This is a genomic window from Nonomuraea terrae, assembly GCF_044465245.1.
Taxonomy (GTDB): Bacteria; Actinomycetota; Actinomycetes; order Streptosporangiales; family Streptosporangiaceae; genus Nonomuraea; species Nonomuraea terrae.
Genome location: NZ_JBITLL010000008.1, coordinates 88,971 through 111,172, shown reverse-complemented (window position 1 = coordinate 111,172; position 22,202 = coordinate 88,971). Strand labels below are relative to the sequence as shown.

Here is a 22,202-nt window from a genome sequence, read left to right as displayed (position 1 = left end):
CTCGGCGTTCCTGGTGCGCAGCGCCGTCCGCGCTGGCACTCGTTGGGCTTCCATCTGCGACGAAGTATGAGGCGCCTACTTCATCTCTCCTGCGGTGGTCCTACTTGAGTGCTGGCAAGAAACATGTCATGAGCAACATCGCATATCCGACAATCAGGGATTAATCAAGCCTATTCGCCGCGATTTCCTGTCGTTATGATCACTGCGGCCGCCGAAGAGATTTTCGGTTAGGTCCTTGCGGGTTTGCTTTCCTGTCCGTGCTACCTGCACGGATATTTGGCATGCGCACAGAAGGAGCCGCGTGGCATACATAGTCACGGGAACAGATAGCTCGCCCCCACCGCCCGGTCTTAAATATCGGATGCGTGACACCGCGGCAGCCGGAGCTGCCGCACTGATGGTCCTGAGCCTGGTCGCAGTCCCTTCCCGGGCCGAAGGTTCCGTCGCTACACCGGCGCCTGTGCCGGCGGCCGCCACGCAAAAGGGCGGTAAGCCGGTAATTGATAAGGCGCTGGAGGCGGCCAGAAAGAAGGCCAAGGATACCGGCAAGCGCGTCGAACTGCCCTCGCACTACAGCGAAAACATCAAGGTCTGGGCCAACCCGGACGGCAAGACGCTGCAGGCCGAGGTGCACACCGGCCCCATTCACCTAAAGTCGCCCGGCGACAACGGCGCGTGGAAGCCGATCGACACGACGATCGTCCAGAAGGACGGCAAGATAACCGCTACACGAGTCAAGACGCCGCTGGAGTTCGGTCGGGCTGGCTCCAAGACCTTGGTCACGGCCACCGGTGAGGACGGCAAGGCGGGACTGCGCACGACCGGACAGCTGCCGGTCCCGCGGATCTCAGGCGACGCGGCCGTGTACACCGACGCCGTCACCAAGGGCGTCGACCTGGTCGTCCACGCTGAACCGAACGGCTTTACCCAGGATGTCGTGCTGCGCGAGCGACCCAAGGGCGCTCTGTCGATCAAGCTTGGTATGACCCTGCCCAAGGGAATGTCGTACGGCGCCACTTCCGACGGCAGGCCCCAGCTGAAGGCGGCGGACGGGAAGGCGGCAGCCACACCGCTCGCGGTTCAGGCCATGGACGCGCGAGCAGAGGAGTCGCCGGACACCGGCCGCGTCGGCACGGTGGAGGCGACCGTCGAGAACGACGCAGACGGGCCCACACTGACCCTGCGGCCCGACTCAGCCTTCCTGACCGACCCAACGGTCACGTACCCCGTGACCGTGACGCTCGCCAGCGAATGGATAGGCGCCGGGCTGGCTGACGACGCGTGGGTGAACAAAAACAATCCCACGCTGAACCACCTCACCGATGGCTGGCTGCGCGCAGGGACAACGGCGACCAGCGCCGATATCGCACGCATCTACATGCGGTTTGTCATCGGCGGCCCGCTGGCAGGGGCCCAGATCAACAATGCCGACCTGATGCTGTGGAATTACCGCTCCGGAGCACCAGCGGGGAGCGCCACGAACTGTGGACTTGAAGTCGGATCGGGGATCGTCGCCCGCAAGCTCAGCTCCTCGTGGAATCCTGCGCTGCTGTCGTGGAACAACCAGCCGGACTACACGACGGAAGGGCAGGTGGGCAACAAGGCCGCCTACAGCGACACGGCCGGGTGCAGCGGCGGCGGCGAGTTGGTGCACTCCATAGAGCAGATCGTCCAGTCGTGGGCAGACGGTTACCCAGACCACGGCCTCGTGCTGATGGCCGCCAGCGAGACCACCGTCATCAACTGGCGGCAGTACCGCTCGCAGGAGGGTGGCACGCACGACAGGGAGATGCCCGACCACGAACCGATCCTGTTTATCAACTACGAACCCGCGCAGCGCATCATGGTTGTGTCCGCCTACCAGGGCGATCCATGGACGACGGCGCCCTCGTACGAGCAGGCGATGCAGAACCAGGCGACAGCCTTTCGTGGTTTCCCCACGGTGACAGGGCTTACTCAGGCCCAGATCGCCGACCTCAAGCGCGACGAGACGGCCATCCCCTACGGGGTGGACTCCAGCCAGTTACAACCCTATCCAGGTGAGGAGTGGGACCCGACCGAGAACCCGTACGAGTTCCCCGAGCCGCCCATCCCGCCCACGGTGATCGAGACAAGTCCAGTGGACGGCGCCGCGGACGTTCCCGTTGATGCCCTTGTCAGCGCGACCTTCGGAGAGCCGGTGACCGGGGCGCAGATCACGGTCAAGGACACGGCGGGTGCCGCCGTGGCGGGCACACCCACAATGGATGCGGCGGGAACACTGCTGACCTTCGACCCGGCGCAGAATCTGGCGCAGGGCACCCGCTACACGGTCGAGGTGAGCGGAGCCCAGGATCCGGCAGGCAACACCATGCTTTCGCACACGTGGTCGTTCACCACGGGCGGCCCCGACGCCACCGCACCTTCAGTGACCGCGACGACCCCGGGGGACGGTGCCACCGGCGTGGCCGTCGGCACCACGGTGCAGGCCACGTTCAGCGAGCCAGTGACCGGGGCACAGATCACCCTCAAGGACCGTGACGGCGCGGCCGTCACTGGCACGGCCGCTCTAGACGTGGCGGGGCGCGTCCTCACCTATATCCCTGGCGTGGCGCTGGCCGCGAGCACACAGTACACAGCCACGGTGAGCGATGCGAAGGACGTGGCGGGCAACACCATGACTCCGCACACGTGGTCGTTCACAACGGCCGCGCCTGACACCACGCCACCGGCGGTCACCTCCAGCAGCCCGGCGAACGATGCCACGGATGTCCCTGCCGACACCCTTGTCAGCGCGACCTTCGGGGAGCCGGTGACCGGGGCGCAGATCGTCGTCAAGGACGCGGCGGGCGGCGCCGTAGCGGGCACACAGGCAATGGACACGGCCGGGACTGTGCTTACCTTCGACCCAGCACAGCCCCTCACGGCTGGCGCCCGGTACACCGTTGAGGTGTCCGGCGCCAAGGACTCCACGGGCAATCTCATGGCAGCGCCGTACACCTGGTCGTTCACCACTGGTGCGAAACCTCCGACGGGGCTCGTGGCGGCCTACGGCATGAACGAGGGATCGGGCACCGGTGTGGCCGACTCCTCCGGCAACAACAACGCCGGGTTGGCCACCGCCACCTCGTGGCAGAACGGCAAGTACGGCAAGGCCCTGTCGTTCAACGGCACCTCCAGCTGGGTCACCGTCCAAGATGCGGTATCGCTGCGCCTGACGACCGGGATGACGCTCTCGGCCTGGGTCAACCCTGCCTCAGTGGCCGGCTGGAGCCCAGTGGTCAGCAAGGAGCTGAGCGCCGACGGCGTCTCCTACACCATGTACGCCGCCAACGGCGGTTCGGCCCCATCCGGCTGGGTGCAAACCTCTCCCGAGGACTTCTCCACCGTCGATAGCTTCGAGCCCTTGCCGGTGAACACCTGGAGCCACCTCGCGCTCACCTACGACGGCACTGCGTTGCGGTTGTTCGCCAACGGCCAGCAGGTGGCCGAGATCGATCAAAGTGGCAGCCTCTACGACGACGGCAGCCCTCTGCGAATCGGCGGAAACGCCATCTGGGAGGGTGAGTTCTTCAACGGGCTGATCGACGAGGTGCGCATCTACAACCGCGCCCAAACAGCCGCCGAAATCCAGACCGACATGACCACCCCGATCGGCGTGACTGCGTCGCCGGACACCCAGGCTCCGACCGTGCCCGGCTCGCTTGCCGCGACGGGCGCCCCCGGCAACGCGCAACTCACCTGGACGGCCTCGACAGACAACGTGAGCGTGGACGGCTACACGATTCACCGCTCCACGACACCGGGATTCACCCCGTCGGCCGCGAACCAGGTCGGCTTGTCACCAACCACCACGTTCACCGACGCCGGCCTCGCTGCGGGGACGTACTACTACCGGGTCCGCGCCTTCGACGCGGCCGGTAACCTCAGCCCGCCCTCGAACGAGGTCTCGGCCACCGTCGTCACGGCCCCGCCGGCGACCCCAGGCCTGGTGGCCGCGTACGGCATGGAAGAAGGCACCGGCACCAGCGTCGGGGACTCCTCCGGGCAGAACAGCACTGGAGCCGCCACCGACACCGAGTGGGCCACTGGCAAGTACGGCAAGGCCCTGTCGTTCAACGGCACCTCCAGCTGGGTCACCGTCCAGCACGCCGCATCACTGCGTTTGACGAACGCGCTGACGCTCTCGGCATGGGTACGGCCCACAACATCTGACGACTGGCATACGGTGCTGATGAAGGAACACGCCGACACCTGGAGCGGTTCCTACAGCCTGTACTCCTCCGACGGCGATGTCGCGTTTGGCTGGTTAGAAACCACCAACGGTCCTCGGGCAGTGCCGGCTGACGGGCCGCTTCCGCCCAATCAGTGGAGTCACATGGCGGTCACCTATGACGGCAGCATGGGCACCCTGTACGTCAACGGTACTCAGGTCGATCAAACGCCGATCAGCGGCAACCTTATCGACGACGGCAGCCCGCTACGCCTTGGCGGCAACAGCCTCTGGGGTGAGTACTTCAGCGGCCTGATCGACGAGGTGCGCATCTACAACCGCGCCCAGACCGCAGCTCAGATCCAGGCCGACATGAACACTCCCGTCGGCGCCGCCGCAACAAGCGCGACAGCGCAGCAACAGCGCATGAACGCCGCCGCGGATCCTGCTCCCGCGATCGACAAACTGACGGTCGATGGCAGCCGCACCGTGGACGGCGTCACTGTCTCCCCCAGCCTCACCCCCCGCCTCACCGCCTGGTTGTCTGCCGGGCGGGACGGCGAGGCGAAGGTGGAAGTGGAAATCGCCGACAAGCCCACCAAGTCCGTCAAGACGGACAAGCTAAGTGTGGATAAGCAGCTGATCTGGTCAGGCCAGGCCAACGCCGAACCCGGCGATTCCCGGGTGACGCTGCAGGTCCCCAAGGGTCACCTGCGGGATGGCGAGAACATCAGATGGCGAGCCCGGGTCGTCACTGGCCAGCAGACCGGCCCCTGGTTGTCCTGGCGGCCGTTCAGCGTCGACCTTTCCACCAAATCTGTGACGACGGAGCCTGACAAGCCCGCGACGACCACGGCGGTTCAGCCCCTAGCCAGCGATCCCGGCGAGATCCGCGACATGTTGCCGGAGCAGAAGGCGAACGCCTCCCGGCTGACGGTCGGCGCAGCCGACACCGTCACGCCCTGGTTCGGTGCGGTCCTCACCGATCCCGCCGGGCGTGCGGCGAAGCTGACCGTGGAGGTTGAGCACGATCCCGCTGCCTCTGAGCAGGGCACCGGTGTGATCTGGACCAGGACTGCGGCAACGGCCACGGCATCTGGCTCGAAGGCGGCGATGGCGGTTCCGTCCGGCCATCTGCTCGACGGCTGGAAGATCCGCTGGCGCGTTCGCGCGGACGTCGAAGGCACCCCCGGGCCTTGGTCGGACTGGCAGACGTTCACAGTGGACGAGTCGGCCGAGCAGGAGCGGCTCCGGCTCGGCACAAAGCCCGCCGTGAAGTCGCCCAAGGTGGCGAAACCGTCCACCTCGCAGGCGACGGCCGACGACGACCCCACCACGGGGACTACGCCATTCCGGCGCCGCAACGTGGACTGGTGCAGAACCAACGCCATCCGGATCCACCCCGACGGCCAGTGGGGCGAACCCAACCCGTATGACTACTGCTACAGCACGTGGGTGGCGTACTCGCTCTACCGCGACAGCAAAGCGCCCAACATCCCGCTCCTGCACGAGGGCACGCTCAACTTCCAGCTCACGACCGTCGTGCAGGCCCACGTGGGCGACCGCGGCGGGCAGAGGTCGCTTGACAACGCTTACCGGCGCCCGCGCGACATCGACATGTGGGTCAGCATCGACATGATCGTAGCGCTCGACTGGGCGCTGGGAGTCGACCTGCTAGACGACATCACCTTGGAGCTCAACGCCCAGACCGCGTCTGAGTCGGGGCACGCGGCATCGACCTGCCAGCTCATTGAGGGCTCGCGGCACCGGCTCAAGAGCAGTCTCGACTATTGGGAGGACAACCCCACCGCCTACTTCCGCTTCTACTCCGACCCAGCGTCACTGTCCTCGGAGAACACCGACAAAGCGACCAGTTGCACATTGAAGCCGCATTTGAACGTCGTGGCACCGGACGCAGAACTCGGCGTCTTCCTGGAACACAACGACACCGTCCCCGCGTACGCCCCGTATGCGCGGCACGAAGGGCCGCTCAAGGGGATCGTGGCTGCTTGCGACACCTCGCCGTCGATCACCAAGTACCTGGGCGGCTGCCGGTTCCTCCTTCACCGTCCGATCTACATCGCCCGCCGGACAACGAACAACGTCGAGCATGGGATCGCTTCGCATATCTACACCGCCTTCAACACGCCCGGCGTCACTTGGCCGCTCAAAGCAGGCAAATGGGTGCCAGGCAACAGTGAGAAACCGATGAACTCCAACGAGGGAAGGGAACTGACACGTGAGCAGTTCGGGATCAACGACCGGAGCTTCATCCAGACCCCTTGCCATCAGCTACGCGTACGTGAGGGCAAGGTCGGCAATGACGACTTCGAGTGCGACGAATACCCCTTCAACTCCACCAAAGAGCGAGCCAGGTACGCTAGCGGCAACTACTCACTGAAACTGCTGCCAGCCGAGCAGAATTCCAGCACGGCGAGCAACCACCTGTGGGCGTTCTACGAGCGCTACCGTCTGCTGGAGCAGGACCCCTTCTGGGTAAAGATCGAATAGAATAGCGACTTGCGGACACGGGTGCCCGACTTCGGGCATCCGTGTCCGTCTCCCGGCATCGGAGGATCAGGCGGATGGACTCGACGGAGTTCGAGGAGAAGGTGCTGGAGCCGTACGGCCTGCTGCCTCGCTTTTGCGGAACCTGGTCCGACGAGCCCGACGTGGTAGAGGTGGCCCGCCGACTGGGTGCTGACCCAGCGTCGGCCGACACCACCACCTGGCCGATGGTGGAGGACGACACCGTCCTCATCGGCCGCTTTGGCGACTGGACGCTCGCCCTGGAGGAGTCGACCAGAAGAGGCAGCGACAAGCCTACCCTGGCGGCCCTGTCCAGCGGCGGCGGTCAAGCGGCCAATTACTGGTGGAACGTCAACGGCGTCAGCTCCCTGAAATACGCCGCCGACGGCCGGCTGCTGACCAGCTTCGAGCCGACTATGGACCGGCGCCCGCACTGGGCAGGCGAAGAACCCCAAGCCCTCGACCTTTTCCTAGACGGCCTTCCCCTAGGCAAAGGCACCGCGGCCGACAGCGAATGTCGGCTTGCCGCCTTTGTCCTCATCCGGCGCTTGACCGGCCGCCTCCTCGACGCAGCCTGGCTGGGCTCGGAACACCAGAGCTTCCGACTCACCTGACCACATGGCGGCGCCGTCATTCTGCCAGTCCACCACCGGCATCGCCACGGGGGCAGCCAACTCAGCCCGCCGCCCGAGCTGGCACTCGTGGGCTTCGACCTGCGACGAAGCATGAGGCGCCTACTTCATCTCTCCTGCGATTGATTTCTCGCGTGAGAGTGCGGTTCGCGAGTCTATGTCCGTGATGTCGTAGTGTAATCGGATGGATTTGTAGCAGTTACTACTGCTTGGCGGGCTCGGCTGTGCTTGGGATAACCGAGTGGCCGAGCGCAAGCCGTACCCAAGCGACTTAACCGACCCGCAATGGGCCTTGATCGAGCCGGTGCTCACGGCATGGAAGGCCTGCCCACCCATCCGTCAGTGGCCACCAGGGCGACTACGAACTGCGCGAAATCGTCAAGCCATCCGCTATCAGGGACGCACCGGCGTTTAATGGGGCTATCTCCCGCACGACCTGCCACCCAAGAGCGCGACGTACTACTACTTCAGCCGATGGCGCGATGACGGCACAGCAGCCTGGCAGACAGTTCCGATCGGCTATGAGGTGGATCTTCATCCCCTTCTTGTCGTGATCGACAAGAAGGGTTGCGAGCTCCCCTTTGGTCGCCTGCAAGCGACGGAGTCAGTTGCGGACCGTGACCAGTCCACTTCGCCGCGGGCGCCGAGCTTGTCCAGCACGATCCGATGCAGCTTGGCCCACACTCCGCAGCGCTGCACTCGGTGAAGCGGCGGTGCGCCGTCTTCCGAGGAGGCGCCGAAGACTGATTCGTGTCTGCAGTGCAGAGCGCTGAGCGACCGGCTCAGTGAAGCCGAGGTACGTGGTCGTCCCCGCAGGGTTCTATCAGATCTTGCTAACAGCGTCGCTAACAACGTCCCTGGACGCCCGTGTACGTCCTTGGAGGCCGATCAAGCTAAGAAAGCCCCTGAGCAGGCATTCATGACAGTCGTGGATGCACGTGGACAATCTCACAGTCCCTTGTAAACAGAAGGTCAGGGGTTCGATTCCCCTCGTCGGCTCTGCAGTAAAAGGCCCCTGAACAGGCGTTACGCCGTCAGGGGCCTTCCTCTTTTCGATCTTCAACGGGTGTCTTCGGCGTCTTTGGGAGCCACTGGGTTTCCCTCCCTAGAAGAGCGCTGGAGATGGCTTCGGTCGCGGTGCGGGGGTCACCCTCCAGGAGGCCCTGGACGCTGTGCGGCAAGCGCAGCAGTTCCTCCCCGACCAGGGCGACGACGCGACCCGCGCATGGCTGCTCTGTTTGGAAGCTGAGCAGCTCGCGAAACTGGGGGACCGGCAGGCGGTCGAGCGGTTGCGCCAGGCCGAGGAGGCATTCCACCGAGCCCGCCCGCACCGGGAACGCGCCACGCCTGGACCCGCTTCCTCGACGAGGGCCGTATGGCCGCCTTCCAGCTCTCCACCCACGTACGCCTCGGCGACGAGGCCCATGTGGTGAGCGCCACCCAACGCGCATTGGGCTCCATCGATCAGCACACCGACCAGAAGCGCACCGCCATCATCTACACCGACGTGGAACAGGCGCAGTTCCAGATCGGCGACAGCACAGCAGGCGTCATCTACGCACGCCGAGCCCTGGAATCAGCCCAGCGCACGGAATCGACGTGGGGCCTTCAGCACCTCGGCACCATCGAAAAGACCTTGGCCAGCCAGCTCAACCACGTCGCTCGCGAACTGCTCGGTGACCTGATCTCTAAGCGTCGCGCTCTGGGCTCGTCTCCCGCCTGATCCACTCCAGGTAGTCAGCGGTGCCGATCACCAGAGGTACGGCCACAATCTGCGGTACCTCGTAGGAGTGAAGCTCCCGAACGCACGCCGCCAACTCGTCGAACCGCTGGGCTGTGGTGATCATGTACAGCAGCCACTCATCAGCCCGGTTGATCTCCCCACGCCACCAGTACACAGACGTGATCGGAGCGACCACTTGCACCGCGGCTGCCAGGCGCCGAGCTATGACAGCCGAGCAGATCCGCTCAGCCTCGTCGCGAGCAGGCACGGTCACACGGACTTCAAGGAAGTCGGCCACGTCGCTTACATTGCCGAATTGTTCTCATGAGGATCAAGGGCGGCGCGCCGCGCCGCCGTACGCCCCGCGCCAGCGTCCCCCGGCCGCGCTGCGGCCCTGGGGGCCGGTCACGGCCAGGGCGCCGCGCGGGGCGTCGCCGTAGACGCGGCCCCGCCGTGTTAACCGCCCCACCGACCTGGCCGGCCCGCCGCCGCAGACTTCAGAATGATCGTCAGCTCAGGTCAGGAGGGGCGAGCCCGCCACGACACTCGTACCGACCGCCCATGCTGTCTCAATCCCAGCAACGACAACCAGTGAACCTCTCATGCGTCCTCCTCTCGCCTCACACGCAGCCGATACCTGTCGGGTCCTTCTCTCCAGGAGCGCCAAACAGACGAACCTCGCGAATACGAGCGCAAGAACGATCAGAGCGAGTGCCCCAATCTGAGTCGAACAGATACCTCCCCACCCTGACCTCAACTGACGATCATCATCATGATGATGATGCCACCTGCCCGACGCGGACGCGAGAACCCAGCCTGTGAGTTTCAGAGGTAAATGGCCGAGAATCTTGGGCACAATCTGACCCGGGATGGTCGCCCGAGGTGACCGCGTTTCGGCTGTGGATGAGCGCTCGGCGCATTGGCCCGGGTTTGACCGGCAGTCCTTTCTACGCCGCCGACCTGGGGCCACCATGAGGAAGACCGGACAGAATCTGCGCTCTCTGTCTGGTCAGACCCCCCGCCTGAAGATCATGGAGGAGCGCCAGGAAACGCCGAAGAATCGCGGCCATCTATCGCCGAAAGTCACACCGATGATGCCCTGTCAGACGCCTTGGCGTATGTACAGGTCGCGCAGCAGGCCGATCTCGCCGCCGTGATGCGAGACCTCGACCAGGGCGTGCAGCGCGAGCTTCAGGTAGGTGTAGGTCCTGTCGTTCTCGACGGGGCCCATGCCGATCGGGGCCAGCAGGCGCTCGTCGCCGAGGGCGGCGAGGCGGGAGATGAAGTGCTCCCAGTCCTCGGCGAGCGCCTCGATGCCCTCTTTCGCGGTGCCCGGCCACTCGTCGCGCTCGCCGAACTCGGGGGCGTCGTCAAAGAAGTAGATCACATAGCCGCGCAGGCACAGGTTGCCGATGTGCCAGATGCGCCAGGCGATCGTCGTGACGGGGCCCGGCACCCCTGGGCTCGTCTCCGGAAAGACCGCGTCGACGCGGAAGACGCCGTCGTCGCCGGGGCGGAGGCTGATGCAGTCGCCGACCGGCTCCCAGAGGTACTCGGCGTCGGTCAGGCCCTCAAGGCGCCCGAACAGCCGGGATCGCGCGTGCTCGAAGGTCAGAAGGATGTCCCGGCTGGCGGGGCTGGTCATATCAACTCCAAAGTGGAGGTTCATTCCGATGCAACCCTATAGTCCGGATCATGGAGCGCTATGCCGCAGATGTCGCATCGGTGATGTCGGGAGCGGGTGCCTTCCGGCCGAATAGCTCCGAAAATTCTCGGCCATTTACCTCTGAAACTCACAACCCAGCCTCCGGCGGGGGCGCTCCAACTCCGGGATGATCACCGCTCCGGGCATGGGGTCCATCGGTGGCTGAGGTGGAAGCCTGATCATCCCGCCCACCATCGACCCGGGACAAGCCGAGCAAGCCAGGGCCATGGGGTCAAGGTCGTTCGTCCAGTGGGGCGCTCCACCTTGACCCCATGGCCCTGGCCCGCTTCCCCTTCGGGCGGGTCGATGGCAGGCGGGATGATCAGGCAGGGCGAGGTGCGCGCGACGCGCGGTTTCGAAGATCCGGAACATGCGCGGAATGGTTCTGCGGTGACCCGAAGCCGAGGTGGCGAACACTGAGGTCAACGAGTCCGAGGGAACCAAAGGCAAGATCCACTTTTAATCCGCAGGCTGCGGGAGCCACCTTGGGAGCCACCGGGGGGAACGATCTCGAATCGAGGCGAACGCATGCGGACGACGAGAGCGCCGCCGAACTGCACGGCGAACGGGTCCGAACGCTGACGAAGATCGTTTGGGGACCTTGTAAACAGAAGGTCAGGGGTTCGATTCCCCTCGTCGGCTCTGCACTTCAAGGCCCTTCAGGATGATCCTGGAGGGCCTTGTTGATCTCTGTACAGCAGCTCCGTACAACAACCTCTCCGGCTTCTGTCGGCCCTTCCTGCGATGATCTTTCCCTCGCCATGGTCGATGGAGGGCAAACGTGGTTGATGATGACGTGGCGCGTGAGGCGTACCTGCACTCGGCAGTTGCTCGACGACAGCTGGATGGGGGTAGCCATCTGCTGGACGGTGCTCGTGCCCCGCAAGGCGTCTGCGTTGAGTCTCGCGGAGATCGGTCAACGGGTGAGCGGGGCGAGCCAGTACGAGGTCTACGAGACGAACGCCTTCGAGCATGAGGAGGTGTTCGCCGATCTGTCGGATGATGCGCCCTGGGCGATGCTCGTCGATCGTTCGGATCGGCACGTAGCACTCTTCGAGTACAACGGGTTTCAGTGCGTTGATTCGCCGGTGCTTCCTCGCCTGAGTGTGGGTGGGCGAGCCTACAGCGCCTACTGGAATGTCAACGCCACCAATCGCGTCAGCTTTGCCGTCGATGGCGAGATGGTGCTGTCCTTCAACGCCATGTACGCCGAAGAGGCGGTGGGGCTGCCAGGTTGGGGCCGGTGGCCGAATGTGCAGGCCGTCCTTCCCTATTTCGATTGGAGGAAGGGGGAGGACTGCTGGGCCGCCGCTCTGACCGCCATTGAGCTCGCCACAGGAGTGAGGCTGAGCGAGGAGTGGGTCAACGAAGCGCCGTCTTCCTGATGGGCTGCTAAAACGGGCAGGACCCTTCTACATACGGGAAGATCCTGCATCAAGCCGCCGCCCGCGGGCGGCCTCATGGCCGATGGGCGGGCAGTCCGGCCAATGCAACCGCCACTGGGCCGACAGCGAGGGTAGAGCCGGATCTGGCAGTTCACGCGCGGGCATGCGTCCAGGGTAGGCCCAGCAGACATACTCCATGATCTTGCTACGTGAGAGCCCAGGAAGATGTGGGCCTGACGGGCTCTGGAAACCTTCAAGGTTTGATGCTCGTTGGCCTGCGTAGATCCGTCCGTTGGTCGGTCGGGCAGGCTGTCGGTTCCATTCCGGCCGGATTGCAGCATGGGTCATCCTGTCACGCGGGCTCGACGTGACCGGAGGGATGCGTGCATCTCGGAACTGCGCCGCTGCCGCGCCTCTGTGGAGAACCGGGAATGCCCATCAGGTCGTGCTATGTCGCGATTAACAGACCTCGTCGGTACGGCGGCGTCGTAGATTTCCCTGCCAGGCTTGGTCACGGTCCCCCTCCGTGAGATGTGCTCGGTGTTCGCACAAGCCCGAAGCTCATTCCTCACGAGGGGGACCCCGCGTGTCTCACCGGCGGACTTGACCAGGAGATCTCTGGCCACCTGCCGGGGTGGCTGTCTCGCTTCCGAGAGGAACACCACGGCTCACGACCGGCTGCGACGCCACAGGGTGTCAGATCTGCCTCAGACGGGCTGGCCGACCGGCCGGATGGTCAGGGTGTTGAGGTCGACGTCGGCCGGTTGGCCGAGGGCGAAGCAGATGGCCTCGGCGACGGGCTCGGGGGACAGGGCGAAGGGCGGGGCGTCGCCTTGCCAGAAGGCGGTGTCGGTCATGCCGGGGTTGACGAGGGTGACGCCGATGCCGCGGCTGGTGGCGTACATCCGCAGGTTCTCGGCCATGCCGGTGACGGCCCACTTGGTGGCGGAGTAGAGGTTGGCGGGGCTGTTCTTCAGGCCGGCGACGCTGCCGATGAGCACCAGCCGCCCGCCCGTGGTCTCGAGGTGGGGCAGGGCGGCGTTGGCCAGCAGTGCGGGGCCGAGGACGTTGGTGAGGACCATGGGGGCCCACAGCTCCGGGTCGCCGTCGGCGATGGTGCGCGGGTGGTCGGCGGGGATGAAGCCGGCGTTGGCCACCGCGGCGTGCAGGGCGCCGAAGTGTGCCACGGTGCGGGTCACGGCGGCTTGGGTGGCCGGCCAGTCGGCGGCGTCGGCGATGATGCCGAGCAGCCGGTCGGGGTGGCCGGTCTCGTCGAGGAAGGACTTGAGTTTGGTCTCGTCGCGGCCGGTGACGGCCACGCGGTGGCCTCGGTCGAGGAGCAACCGTGCGGTGTGGGCGCCGATGCCGCTGGTCGCGCCGGTGATCAGTACGGTCTTGCCGGTCATGGTCATACTCCCGGGTGTTGGAGGTCCTGTTGGTGCATCACAGGAGGGCTTCGACGGTGACGGGCGGGCCGGTCACCACGACAAGAGCTGGTCCGTCTCCGTAGCGCAGGTCGCGTTCAACCTGCTGATCCCAGGAAATCCGCCTGGCCGCGCACGAGGCAGAGCGCGTTTATAGGGGGGACAAGCTCAACCCCTCAACCACCGCACCTGCGCGAACCCTGCGGTTACCGTGGAAGGCATGGAGCAGCGACCCGACCACCGCGACCAGATCCGGGATTTCCTCACCACCCGGCGCGCGAAGCTGACCCCGGAGCAGGTCGGGCTGCCCACCAGCGGCCGGCGCCGGGTCCCCGGGCTGCGCCGCGAGGAGGTCGCGGTGCTGGCCGGTGTGAGTACCGAGTGGTACACGCGGCTGGAGAAGGGCCACATCAGTGGCGTATCGGAAGAGGTACTCGACGCGGTGGCCCAGGCCCTGCGCCTGAACCAGGACGAACGCACCTATCTGTTCGATCTGGCCCACGCCGCCCGCCGGGCACCTTCGCGCCGCAAGGACGTCCAGGTCCCGCCGCCGGTCCAGTGGTTGCTGGACTCCATGACGATGTCGGCGGCGTTCGTGCGCAACGGCCGTACGGACCTCGTCGCCGTCAACGCGCTGGCCCGGAGCGTGCTCGCCCCGGTCTTCGACAGTCCCACCACCGCCCAGCACGGCCGTGCCAACCTCGCCCGCTATGTCTTCCTCGACCCGGGCTCCCGGCAGTTCTTCGTCGACTGGGACGCGGCCGCCGTCGTCGCCGCCGCGCTGCTGCGCGCCGAAGCCGGACGTGAGGCCCACGACCGCGCCCTGCGCGAACTCATCGGCGAACTGTCCACCCTCAGCACCGAGTTCCGCAGCCGGTGGGCCGCCCACGACGTCCGCATCCGCCACGACGGCACCAAGCGGCTATGGCACCCCCAGGTCGGCGACCTGGAGCTGACCTTCCAGTCCCTCGACCTGCCCATGTCCAACCGGACGCTGTACGAGCTCACCGTCTACACCGCCGAACCAGGCAGCACCTTCGAAGACCGGCTCAAGCTCCTGGCCAGCCTGGACGCCACCCACCCCCAGGCAACAGAGCCCACCAACCAGCCGAGCTGACGCGCGCCGCCCTCCAACCGATGCTCTCCGGGATCACGGCCAGGCTTCAGCGCGATACGGCCGCGAGGCCGATTCCCCTTGTCGGCTCGCAGCTCAAAGGCCCTTCGGGAAGATCTCGGAGGGCCTTTGTGATCTATGTTCAGCAGTATGGTCTTCGATGGAGGAGCCCCTGCGGCGGCGACTCGGATGCTCACGTTCGCCATGTGGCGTGACGGCCATTGCTTGGGCCTCGAAGAGTTGCTCAGGTCTCTCGGGTCCCTGATCGACGGTTACGAGTGGCGATTGACGATCGACTGGCTGATTCCCCAGATCGAGATACCCGGGGATGTGTGGCTGTCGACGTGCCAGGTTCTCCAGTTGTTCCAGCCTCACCCACAGCTTGTGGATGGAGAGGCGGAGGGGCGCGGGTCCGGTTCATCGACACCTGATGTTCGTCTTCGAGCTTTCGACAGCACTTCGTGGGATGTTCAGACGGCGAGGCCGGACGTTGCGGGGAGGATCAGCGGGCTCTTCCCTGATGCGGTTGAATTCGAGAAATGGTGAAGGCGCCGGCCCGGTGATCGCCGGAGAGGCGCGCAGACGTCAGGTGCTCGGTTCTCCGGTCTTTCCCATGCGAAGCAAGAGGTTTCGTGCCTCGTTACGTACACCGATATCGTCATCGGACGTCAGCTCCCGCAATTGCTCAATAAGCTGATCTCAGGCTCCTGCGCCGCCTCCGCCAGGCGCCGTCCAGCGGAGCCGTCAGCGCCTGTTCAGGCACCAGTCGGGGTTGCCCCCGGCTGTACGGCGTCGCCTCCGGCCGGGGAGACGTCCCCGGTGAAGCGGCGCAACTCTCGGCTCAGCGCAGCTGCAGCAGCGGTCACGACAAGTAGCCCACCCAGTACGACCAGCGCCACCGCGCCGCCCAGTGCGGCAGCCAGCGCTCCGCCGAGGACCGGGCCGAAGGGTCTGAGCGCCATGCTGCCCATGCTCAGGACCGCGCCCATCCGGCCAAGCAGCTCTTCTGGCACCATCCGGGCGATCACCACGCTCAGCACCACGTTCAGCGAGGGGGTCGACAGGGTGATGAACACCAAGGGAACCATCGGCCACCACGCCCCCCACGGCAGCGCCGTGGCCGCCAGCGCGGCACCGAAGACCGTCAAGACGGTCAACAGCAGCCTGCCGGGCGGCAGGAGCTTGCTGATGCGGCCCGACAGCAGCGCCCCGGCCAGCCCGCCGATGCCGAGGCCGGCCAGGACTGTGCCGGTGGTGAGGGCACCACCGCCGCGTTCGCCGACGAGCACGATCAGAGGTATCAGGAATGCCCCGCCCAGCAGGTTGAGGACCATCATCGCCGCAGTGACCCCCCGCAGGCCCCGCTGGCGCCACAGCCAGGTGATGGCCTCGGCTGCTTCCCTGCGCATGCCACGCCGGATCGGGTGCTGCTCCTCGCCGTCCTCTCGTGTGGAGGGCTGCGAGTGGTTCGCCGGGCGGCGCGGCACCTTCGCCAGAGCGTAGAAGAGCGTGGCGGCAAGGAAGGTGATGGTGTCGACGACGAAGGGCACGGCACGCCCCAGGCTGTACAGCAGGCCACCGAGCGGAGGGCCGATCAGCCCGGCGGCATGTGTGCGGGACTCCTCTTGGGAGTAGGCGCTGTGCAGTTGGCTCGTGGGGACGATCCCGCGAATGGCCGTGTCCAGGACAGGCTCGATGAACGCGGCGCACAGCGCGTCGAGTACCGCCAGCGTGACGAAGTGCCATATCTGTACCTGGTCGGTGAGGATCAGTGCTGCCAGCAGCGCTGAGACAACCGCCTGGAGGCCCTGGGCGGTGATCAGCGTACGGCGGCGGTCCCACCGATCCACCCAGACGCCGGCCGGTATCTGGATCAGAAGGAAAGCGACGGTGCGGGCCCCGGCGACGATGCCCGCCAGCCCGGGGGAGCCGGTAAGCGCGAGCACCAGCAGCGGCATGGCCAGTCTGGTGAACTCCGACCCCAACCGAGACACCGCGCTGCCGATCCACAACAAGTGAAAACGCACGTTCCTGCGCAGCGGGACGATGTCGGTCACGGACCATTTCCTTGCGTTGGCGGGTGCGACTCCTGGCTGAGATGCCGCTTCCGGCAGAGGCAGGGCCGCCGCCGTGGTTCAGGCTTCGGACGGGCGCGAGGCGGGACCCGGCGAAGATACTGATCAGGCATGACGCTGTCTACCGAATATCGCTCCCCGCAGGCTTCCGCTCCCGGACACGCCGTCCTCGCCGGGCGGCGCCTGCCCCAGCTGCTTGTCGATGCGATCCTCGGCCATCCCCGTGGCGCGTCCAGAAGTCGTGCCGCGTATCGGTGGCGAGGCCGTCGCTCTGGAGTACGCCTACGTGCCTGCCGCGACCTCTGCGGCGAACGCCGCCACGTCCACCCGGGTTCCGTCCAGGCCGATCAGCACGCGGCGCGCGAGGGGGTGCGCGTAGGTGTGGCCGCCCTCGCGCAGCTCGCGATGGAGCACCGGGAACAACGCGCACACGGCGGGACCGCCGTGGGGGCAGTACCACGCGCGGTGATCCCAGTCCAGTTCGCCTGCTGGGCGCCGGCGCGCGGCGCCAGCGTGGCGCGCACGCTGGGAGGGCGGTGATGAGCAGGCGCAGGTAGATCGACGTGGTGAGGGCCTTCAACAGCGCGGCGGGATCGCGGCGTGCTGCACACGGGAGGCGGCCAGGGCGCGTACCTCAGCGCTGGTCGGTGCCCAGCTCGCTCAGGCGCTGATGGTCGCAGGGCGCGACCGTTCTGTTCTCCTGAGCGGGCTGGGCTCGACGGCGGCCCTGGCCGCGGTCGTGCAGACGCACGGCGTCAGCCACTTCTTCGGGTCGACGCCGCTCGGGCCGTGGCTGCCGCACTGGTGCCGTGGCTGCCGCGCTGGTCGTCGACAGGCTGTTCAGGGCCCGATGGAGCGGGTCCCTGGGCGTACCGGTGCCGCCGCACGCGCGCGAAATGCCCGTCCCGGTGTGAGCTCCAGGGTTACAGGGAGCCGTTCTTCCACGGGCCGGTGATCGCGATGGTGATGCCGGGCACCTGGATGTTGGCGAACAGCCACCCGCCGTCTCTGGTGTCGAACACCGATCCGCACCACTCGGAGTGGGTGTAGTCGCCGGGCGCGACGCTCTTGCCCGGCACGCCGCCGGCGGGGAGAACGACGGCGTTCTCCGCGAACGGGAAGATCTCCCCGTCGGTGGTGAGGCCGTGCAGGCCGTTCACGCCCGACCCGTCCTCGCACAGCACGATGCCGCCGCGCGGGCTGACGCAGATGTTGTCGGGGTTGCTCAGCACGGACGCGTTCGGCGAGGCGAACAGCACCCGCATGGTGTTGTCGGCGATGTCGTACTCGAACACCTGGCCCTGGTTGATCGGCCCTCCGTAGGTGCTGACGATGTAGATCTTGCCGTCGTGGTACCAGGCGCCCTCCAGCCGGGTGAACGACGCGCCGCCCTTGGCGATGCCCTGCTGTGCGACGCTGGTCTCGCCGGGGCCGGGGTCGGGCTCGTCGATGACGACCCATCCGATCTCGGGATAGGTGACGCCCGTGCCGTCGGCGTAGGTGGTGTACGCGGACGAGCCGATCGACATCATCTCCAGCACACCGCCCTGCGACAGGTCGCCCCTCACCTTCGGCCGGAAGCGGTAGAAACCGCCTGGCGTGTTGTCCTCGGTCTCGTAGACCCAGCCGGTGCGCGGGTCCACGGCCACGGCCTCGTGGGTGAAACGGCCCATCTCCTTGTACGGCTCGGCGGTGCTGACGCCGTCGTGTGGCACCTCGAAGATGTAGCCGTGCCGGATGTCGCCGTTGACCATCTCCGTCTCCTCGCAGGACAGCCAGCTGCCCCAGGGGGTGGGCCCGCCGGCGCAGTTGCCGTACGTGCCGCCGAGGCTGGCCCAGCTGTCCAGGAACTCGCCCTGGCGCGTGTCGAAGATCAGCGAGGTGGTGCCGGCGCCTGCGGCCGGGTCGTAGGCCGGGTCGACGAAGGCGCCGTTCATGTCGCCGAGCTCGTGGTTGCGGACCAGCACGGTCCAGTGGCCCTTGCCCTCGCCGGGAGTCCGCCTCTTGAGCTTTTCGCTGGGCCGGAACGCGGCCATCCCGTCGTGAGCGGCGGGCGTCGGGCGACCGTCGGTCATGAGGTCTCCGGTCCAGCCGTGCGTGACGTACTCGAAGCCGCGGGGCAGCTTGATCAGTTCCAGCCCGGTGGTGTGGTCCTTCACGGGTGCGAGCGGTCCGTAGTCGGGGCTGAAGGGCCGCTTCACCATCGTGGAGGCGTCCGCCGTACGTGCGGATAGGGCGGCGAGCGGTCCGCCGGTCACCACGCCCAGGGTGGTCGCGGCCAGGCCGTTCCGGAGGAATCCCCGGCGATCTAATTCGGTCATGTGCTCGACTCCCTCGTCCATCGCGACGCTTGACTTTGTGGTACTTTGCAACGCTTTGTGACTTGCGCCACAGGCTACGCTTCGTGTGCTCCATGTCGCTGAGGTGAAGCGAAGATGGCGCCGTACCGAACGCCCCCTGTGAGTCGTCGGTCCCGTGCGCCTCTACCGGAGCATCGCGCCAAGGAGGGAAACCCCCGCACCCACGCCGACGGCCACCACTGGGTGGAAGTCGTCAGACCCTGAGCAGCCGGCGACTTGTCCCGTCCGGTGGCACGGCGAAGGCGATCCGGGGTGGCGGACGGCGTCGGCGCAGACGCGTGCCTGGCGGCGTGAACAGAACGACTGTTCTGCCTGAACCCGCCGGCTCTCCGGTCGGGAGAACGCGGCGATCATGCATGGGCCTGACACGGACTCGCGCAGGTAGGCGGCTCCGGCGGAATCGGGCGGCACAAGGCGCCTCATCGCTGATGCGTCCGCCGGGCGGGTACGTATGGCGCTCATATATGCCCAGCTCGGCTGACGAATGGCGGCCGCCGTACTGGATGGGACGGACTATTTCCCGGTGTGGTTACTTGTGTGCCAAGCCGAGTTGCATGACCTGCACCTGGTTGCCGTCCGGGTCTGTCGTGGTGGCGAACAGGCTGCCTTCGAGATAGTGCGGTTCCTTCTGCCAGGTGGCACCCAGTTCCTGCATGCGCGATATGACGGCCGACGCGTCGGCGACCTCGAAGTTCAACGTCGTCCGGGCGGTCTCCGGGCTCTTGTCGGCCACCGGAAGCTCCTCGATGAGCAGGTGGAACGTTCCGAAGCGGAGGCTGATCAGGCAGCCCGCCATCGCCGTCTCGTCCGGCTCCAGCGTGGAGACGTACCAGTCGCGCAGGCGCTCGGGGGCGCTGCTGCCAAGAGTGACGCTGCCCAGGGTCGAACCCGCCATTGGCTCTCCTTCATGACATTCCACGTGATTGCGCTCTGAAAGTTATCAATTCATCCGCTATTCGTAAATGTCGTTCTCGTATTCCCCGCGTACTTTCGACACTAAGGTGAGTGGGGCTCGCGATCTTCGCGGTTCGTTTAAGTGCAACAACGACCCTTATCGGCCTAAATGCCACAAGTTTGCATCATTGCTGAACGGGCCCTCAGCAGTGCCCGTGCCTGGCTCGGGTCCACTCCGGCGGGGGTCTTGGAACGTTCGGCTTCAGGCCGGGCCGCCGCGCTCATCCGACCACCGCACAGGGGTCGCACCGCCCCGAACACTCATCGCCTTTCACCCAGGGCGCGGCCAGCCGGGCCGTTCTCGGCTGCGAGCCATTCCTCGTCCGGCATGTCAGCCAAGGCGGACGCCAAAGGGCCGAGCGATTCCCGCGGCCTTCTCCGCCACCGCCATCCGTCCATGAGGACAACCGGTGGTACCGAGAGATCGCCTCGTCGCCGTCATCAACGGTCGCCGCACGAAAGCGCTCGTGGAGCGGCTGGACTCCTCGAACGTGGATACGACGACGTGGTGGGCGAGTACTCCGATGTTGACGCACCCGGTGCGGGCAGCCCGGCACGCGCTTGGTGACGAGCCATGCCCCCGTGTCGGACATCTCAGCCACGATGAAAACCTTGCGCCACAGGCCGCGGCCTGGGCACGCTCACCCGCGAGGTGGGCCCGCCTTGATACGTCGCACAAGCTCTTCCATGGGCCCGCGACGGCCGTGGAGATGCTCGAACCACCAGGTGGCCCCCGCGTCGGCATAAGGCCTGATCGAAGAGCCCGGGTCGCTGACGCCGATGAGGGCCACGTCCGAGAGGTGCAGGCCACTGATCTGGGCGGCAAGGGCGTCAGGAGTGAGAGCCATGTTTCCCTCCTGATCGTCGCCGCCGATGATCCAGCCGTCCCAGCGGGCGGCGCGGCGGAGCGCGGCCGGGGCCGTGCCGCCGACCCAGATCGGGACGCGGGGACGCTGCACCGGGAGAGGCGCAAGGCGTACGCCGTCGACCGTGTAATGCTCGCCATGGTGGCGGACCTCGTCGCCGGACCACAGGGAGGTGATGACCTCCAGGGCCTCGTCGAGGACGGCGCCGCCGGGGCGCGCTCGGCCGAAAGCGGTGAACTCGCCGGCATCCCCGCCGAGGCCGGCGCCCAGGATGGCGCGGCCGTCGCACAACCTGTCGAAGGTGGCGACCGTCTGGGCCAGAGCTTCCGGGCGGTGGCGGGCTACGGGGGTCACGGCCGTGCCGAGCTTGATGCGGGAGGTCGCTTGCGCGGCCGCGGCGAGGGCCACCCAGGGGTCGGCCGATGGGGCGCCCCAGACGAAGGCGAGGTGGTCCCAGACCAGGACTGCCTCCCACCCGGCGGCCTCGGCCTCCTGCGCGAGCGTGACCAGGCGAGACGGCTCGGCGAGATCTCCAAGGATCGCGATGTCGATGCCGTAGCGCATGTGACCACTCAAGCATCCCGCACTGACATTCCTGACCGGCTGGTGGCAGGCCCGCGATCAGCCCTACGGCGTACATCGGATCACCGCCCGCTTCACGGCGGCTTCACCTGCCTGGGGTCCATGTCCGAGCCGGTGACCGTCACCACTGAGCAGGCAGACAGCGGTACGTCGCAGGGCTCAGGCCGTCCCGGTGAGCAGGTCGTGTCGACCGCGACGGTGACCTGCACCAGCGGCACCCCGACCGGGACGGTGACCTTCCTGGACGGCAACCACCGAGCTCGGCATCACCACCCTCGACGACGACGGCACCGCCACGCTGCCCACGTCCGCCCTGGCCGAAGGCGAACACCGGATCACCGCCCGCTACGAAGGGGACCAGGTCTGTGCGGCCTCCACTTCCGAGCCGGTCACCGTGACGATCACCGCCGACCCGGAGCCGGGAGAGTTGTCGGTCGACAAGACCGTTGACCGGGCCACGGCCCGCGTCGGTACGACGGTGACCTACCGGATTCAGGTCACCAACGACGACGATCACCGACGCCGTCACCTGGGACGGCGGCACGGACACCACCACGACCGCGATCACCGGCAAGCACCGTTGCCATAAGAAACACGGCGAGACAACCAGCCGTAAGTGCGCTTGACGCTCGGCCGGGAGGCGGTCATCCCGCTTCCCGGC

At 66.5% G+C, this 22,202-nt stretch carries 14 protein-coding genes, 1 tRNA gene and 3 pseudogenes; 9 read left to right on the top strand and 9 right to left on the bottom strand.

The genetic code is table 11. The annotated features are described in order from the left end of the window. The first annotated feature begins 361 nt into the window (after positions 1–361). From ACIBP6_RS38750 to ACIBP6_RS38740, 3 genes and pseudogenes are all read left to right on the top strand, one after another. Entirely contained in the window at positions 362–6,703 is a 6,342-nt protein-coding gene (locus tag ACIBP6_RS38750; protein ID WP_397059143.1) for a LamG-like jellyroll fold domain-containing protein, read from the top strand. A 74-nt stretch (positions 6,704–6,777) separates the two neighbouring features. Next, positions 6,778–7,335, top strand: coding sequence for a DUF6461 domain-containing protein (locus ACIBP6_RS38745; RefSeq protein WP_397059141.1), 558 nt, complete (start codon positions 6,778–6,780; stop codon positions 7,333–7,335). Positions 7,336–7,594: 259 nt separating this feature from the next. Beyond that, positions 7,595–7,676: pseudogene (locus tag ACIBP6_RS38740) on the top strand (transposase); the annotation flags it as partial. Between the two features lie 176 nt (positions 7,677–7,852). Here the strand turns inward: ACIBP6_RS38740 and ACIBP6_RS38735 are convergent. Beyond that, a pseudogene (locus tag ACIBP6_RS38735) lies at positions 7,853–8,075 on the bottom strand (IS5/IS1182 family transposase); the annotation flags it as partial. A gap of 653 nt (positions 8,076–8,728) precedes the next feature. On the opposite strand from ACIBP6_RS38735, the gene ACIBP6_RS38730 reads away from it, so the two are divergent. Further along, positions 8,729–9,076, top strand: a complete 348-nt coding sequence (locus tag ACIBP6_RS38730; RefSeq protein ID WP_397059139.1) for a hypothetical protein — start codon at positions 8,729–8,731, stop codon at positions 9,074–9,076. Here the strand turns inward: ACIBP6_RS38730 and cutA are convergent. Continuing rightward, positions 9,042–9,374: a divalent-cation tolerance protein CutA gene (gene cutA / locus ACIBP6_RS38725; RefSeq protein ID WP_397059137.1), complete on the bottom strand. Its 333-nt coding sequence runs from the start codon at positions 9,372–9,374 to the stop codon at positions 9,042–9,044. The genes ACIBP6_RS38730 and cutA overlap by 35 nt on opposite strands. 804 nt (positions 9,375–10,178) lie before the next feature. Next, positions 10,179–10,721: a DinB family protein gene (locus tag ACIBP6_RS38720; protein WP_397059135.1), complete on the bottom strand. Its 543-nt coding sequence runs from the start codon at positions 10,719–10,721 to the stop codon at positions 10,179–10,181. 637 nt (positions 10,722–11,358) lie between these two features. Here ACIBP6_RS38720 and ACIBP6_RS38715 point away from each other — a divergent pair. Together ACIBP6_RS38715 and ACIBP6_RS38710 are read left to right on the top strand one after the other, a co-directional pair. Beyond that, a tRNA-OTHER gene (locus tag ACIBP6_RS38715) sits at positions 11,359–11,423 on the top strand. A gap of 185 nt (positions 11,424–11,608) precedes the next feature. Continuing rightward, positions 11,609–12,166 (top strand): DUF6461 domain-containing protein, encoded by a 558-nt coding sequence (locus ACIBP6_RS38710; RefSeq protein ID WP_397059133.1) that lies wholly within the window; start codon positions 11,609–11,611, stop codon positions 12,164–12,166. 707 nt (positions 12,167–12,873) lie between these two features. Here the strand turns inward: ACIBP6_RS38710 and ACIBP6_RS38705 are convergent. Then, positions 12,874–13,572, bottom strand: coding sequence for an SDR family oxidoreductase (locus ACIBP6_RS38705; RefSeq protein ID WP_397059131.1), 699 nt, complete (start codon positions 13,570–13,572; stop codon positions 12,874–12,876). Between the two features lie 238 nt (positions 13,573–13,810). On the opposite strand from ACIBP6_RS38705, the gene ACIBP6_RS38700 reads away from it, so the two are divergent. Further along, entirely contained in the window at positions 13,811–14,707 is an 897-nt protein-coding gene (locus tag ACIBP6_RS38700; RefSeq protein WP_397059129.1) for a helix-turn-helix transcriptional regulator, read from the top strand. Between the two features lie 752 nt (positions 14,708–15,459). Here the strand turns inward: ACIBP6_RS38700 and ACIBP6_RS38695 are convergent. The 5 genes from ACIBP6_RS38695 to ACIBP6_RS38675 form a co-directional block, all read right to left on the bottom strand. Further along, complete coding sequence (locus ACIBP6_RS38695) at positions 15,460–16,761, bottom strand: MFS transporter (protein ID WP_397059128.1); 1,302 nt, start codon at positions 16,759–16,761, stop codon at positions 15,460–15,462. 300 nt (positions 16,762–17,061) lie between these two features. Then, the gene (locus ACIBP6_RS38690; RefSeq protein ID WP_397059126.1) at positions 17,062–17,211 is read right to left on the bottom strand and encodes a hypothetical protein; all 150 of its coding nucleotides are present in this window, start codon (positions 17,209–17,211) and stop codon (positions 17,062–17,064) included. A gap of 491 nt (positions 17,212–17,702) precedes the next feature. Continuing rightward, positions 17,703–19,100, bottom strand: a complete 1,398-nt coding sequence (locus ACIBP6_RS38685; RefSeq protein ID WP_397059124.1) for a PhoX family protein — start codon at positions 19,098–19,100, stop codon at positions 17,703–17,705. Between the two features lie 568 nt (positions 19,101–19,668). After that, positions 19,669–20,034, bottom strand: a complete 366-nt coding sequence (locus ACIBP6_RS38680) for a VOC family protein (RefSeq protein ID WP_397059123.1) — start codon at positions 20,032–20,034, stop codon at positions 19,669–19,671. A gap of 700 nt (positions 20,035–20,734) precedes the next feature. Then, positions 20,735–21,523 (bottom strand): LLM class flavin-dependent oxidoreductase, encoded by a 789-nt coding sequence (locus ACIBP6_RS38675; protein ID WP_397059121.1) that lies wholly within the window; start codon positions 21,521–21,523, stop codon positions 20,735–20,737. Positions 21,524–21,803: 280 nt separating this feature from the next. Between ACIBP6_RS38675 and ACIBP6_RS38670 the strand changes: the two are divergent. Both ACIBP6_RS38670 and ACIBP6_RS38665 read left to right on the top strand, forming a co-directional pair. Then, a pseudogene (locus ACIBP6_RS38670) lies at positions 21,804–21,935 on the top strand (Ig-like domain-containing protein); the annotation flags it as partial. After that, positions 21,936–22,130, top strand: coding sequence for a hypothetical protein (locus ACIBP6_RS38665; protein ID WP_397059119.1), 195 nt, complete (start codon positions 21,936–21,938; stop codon positions 22,128–22,130). Positions 22,131–22,202 lie beyond the last annotated feature (72 nt).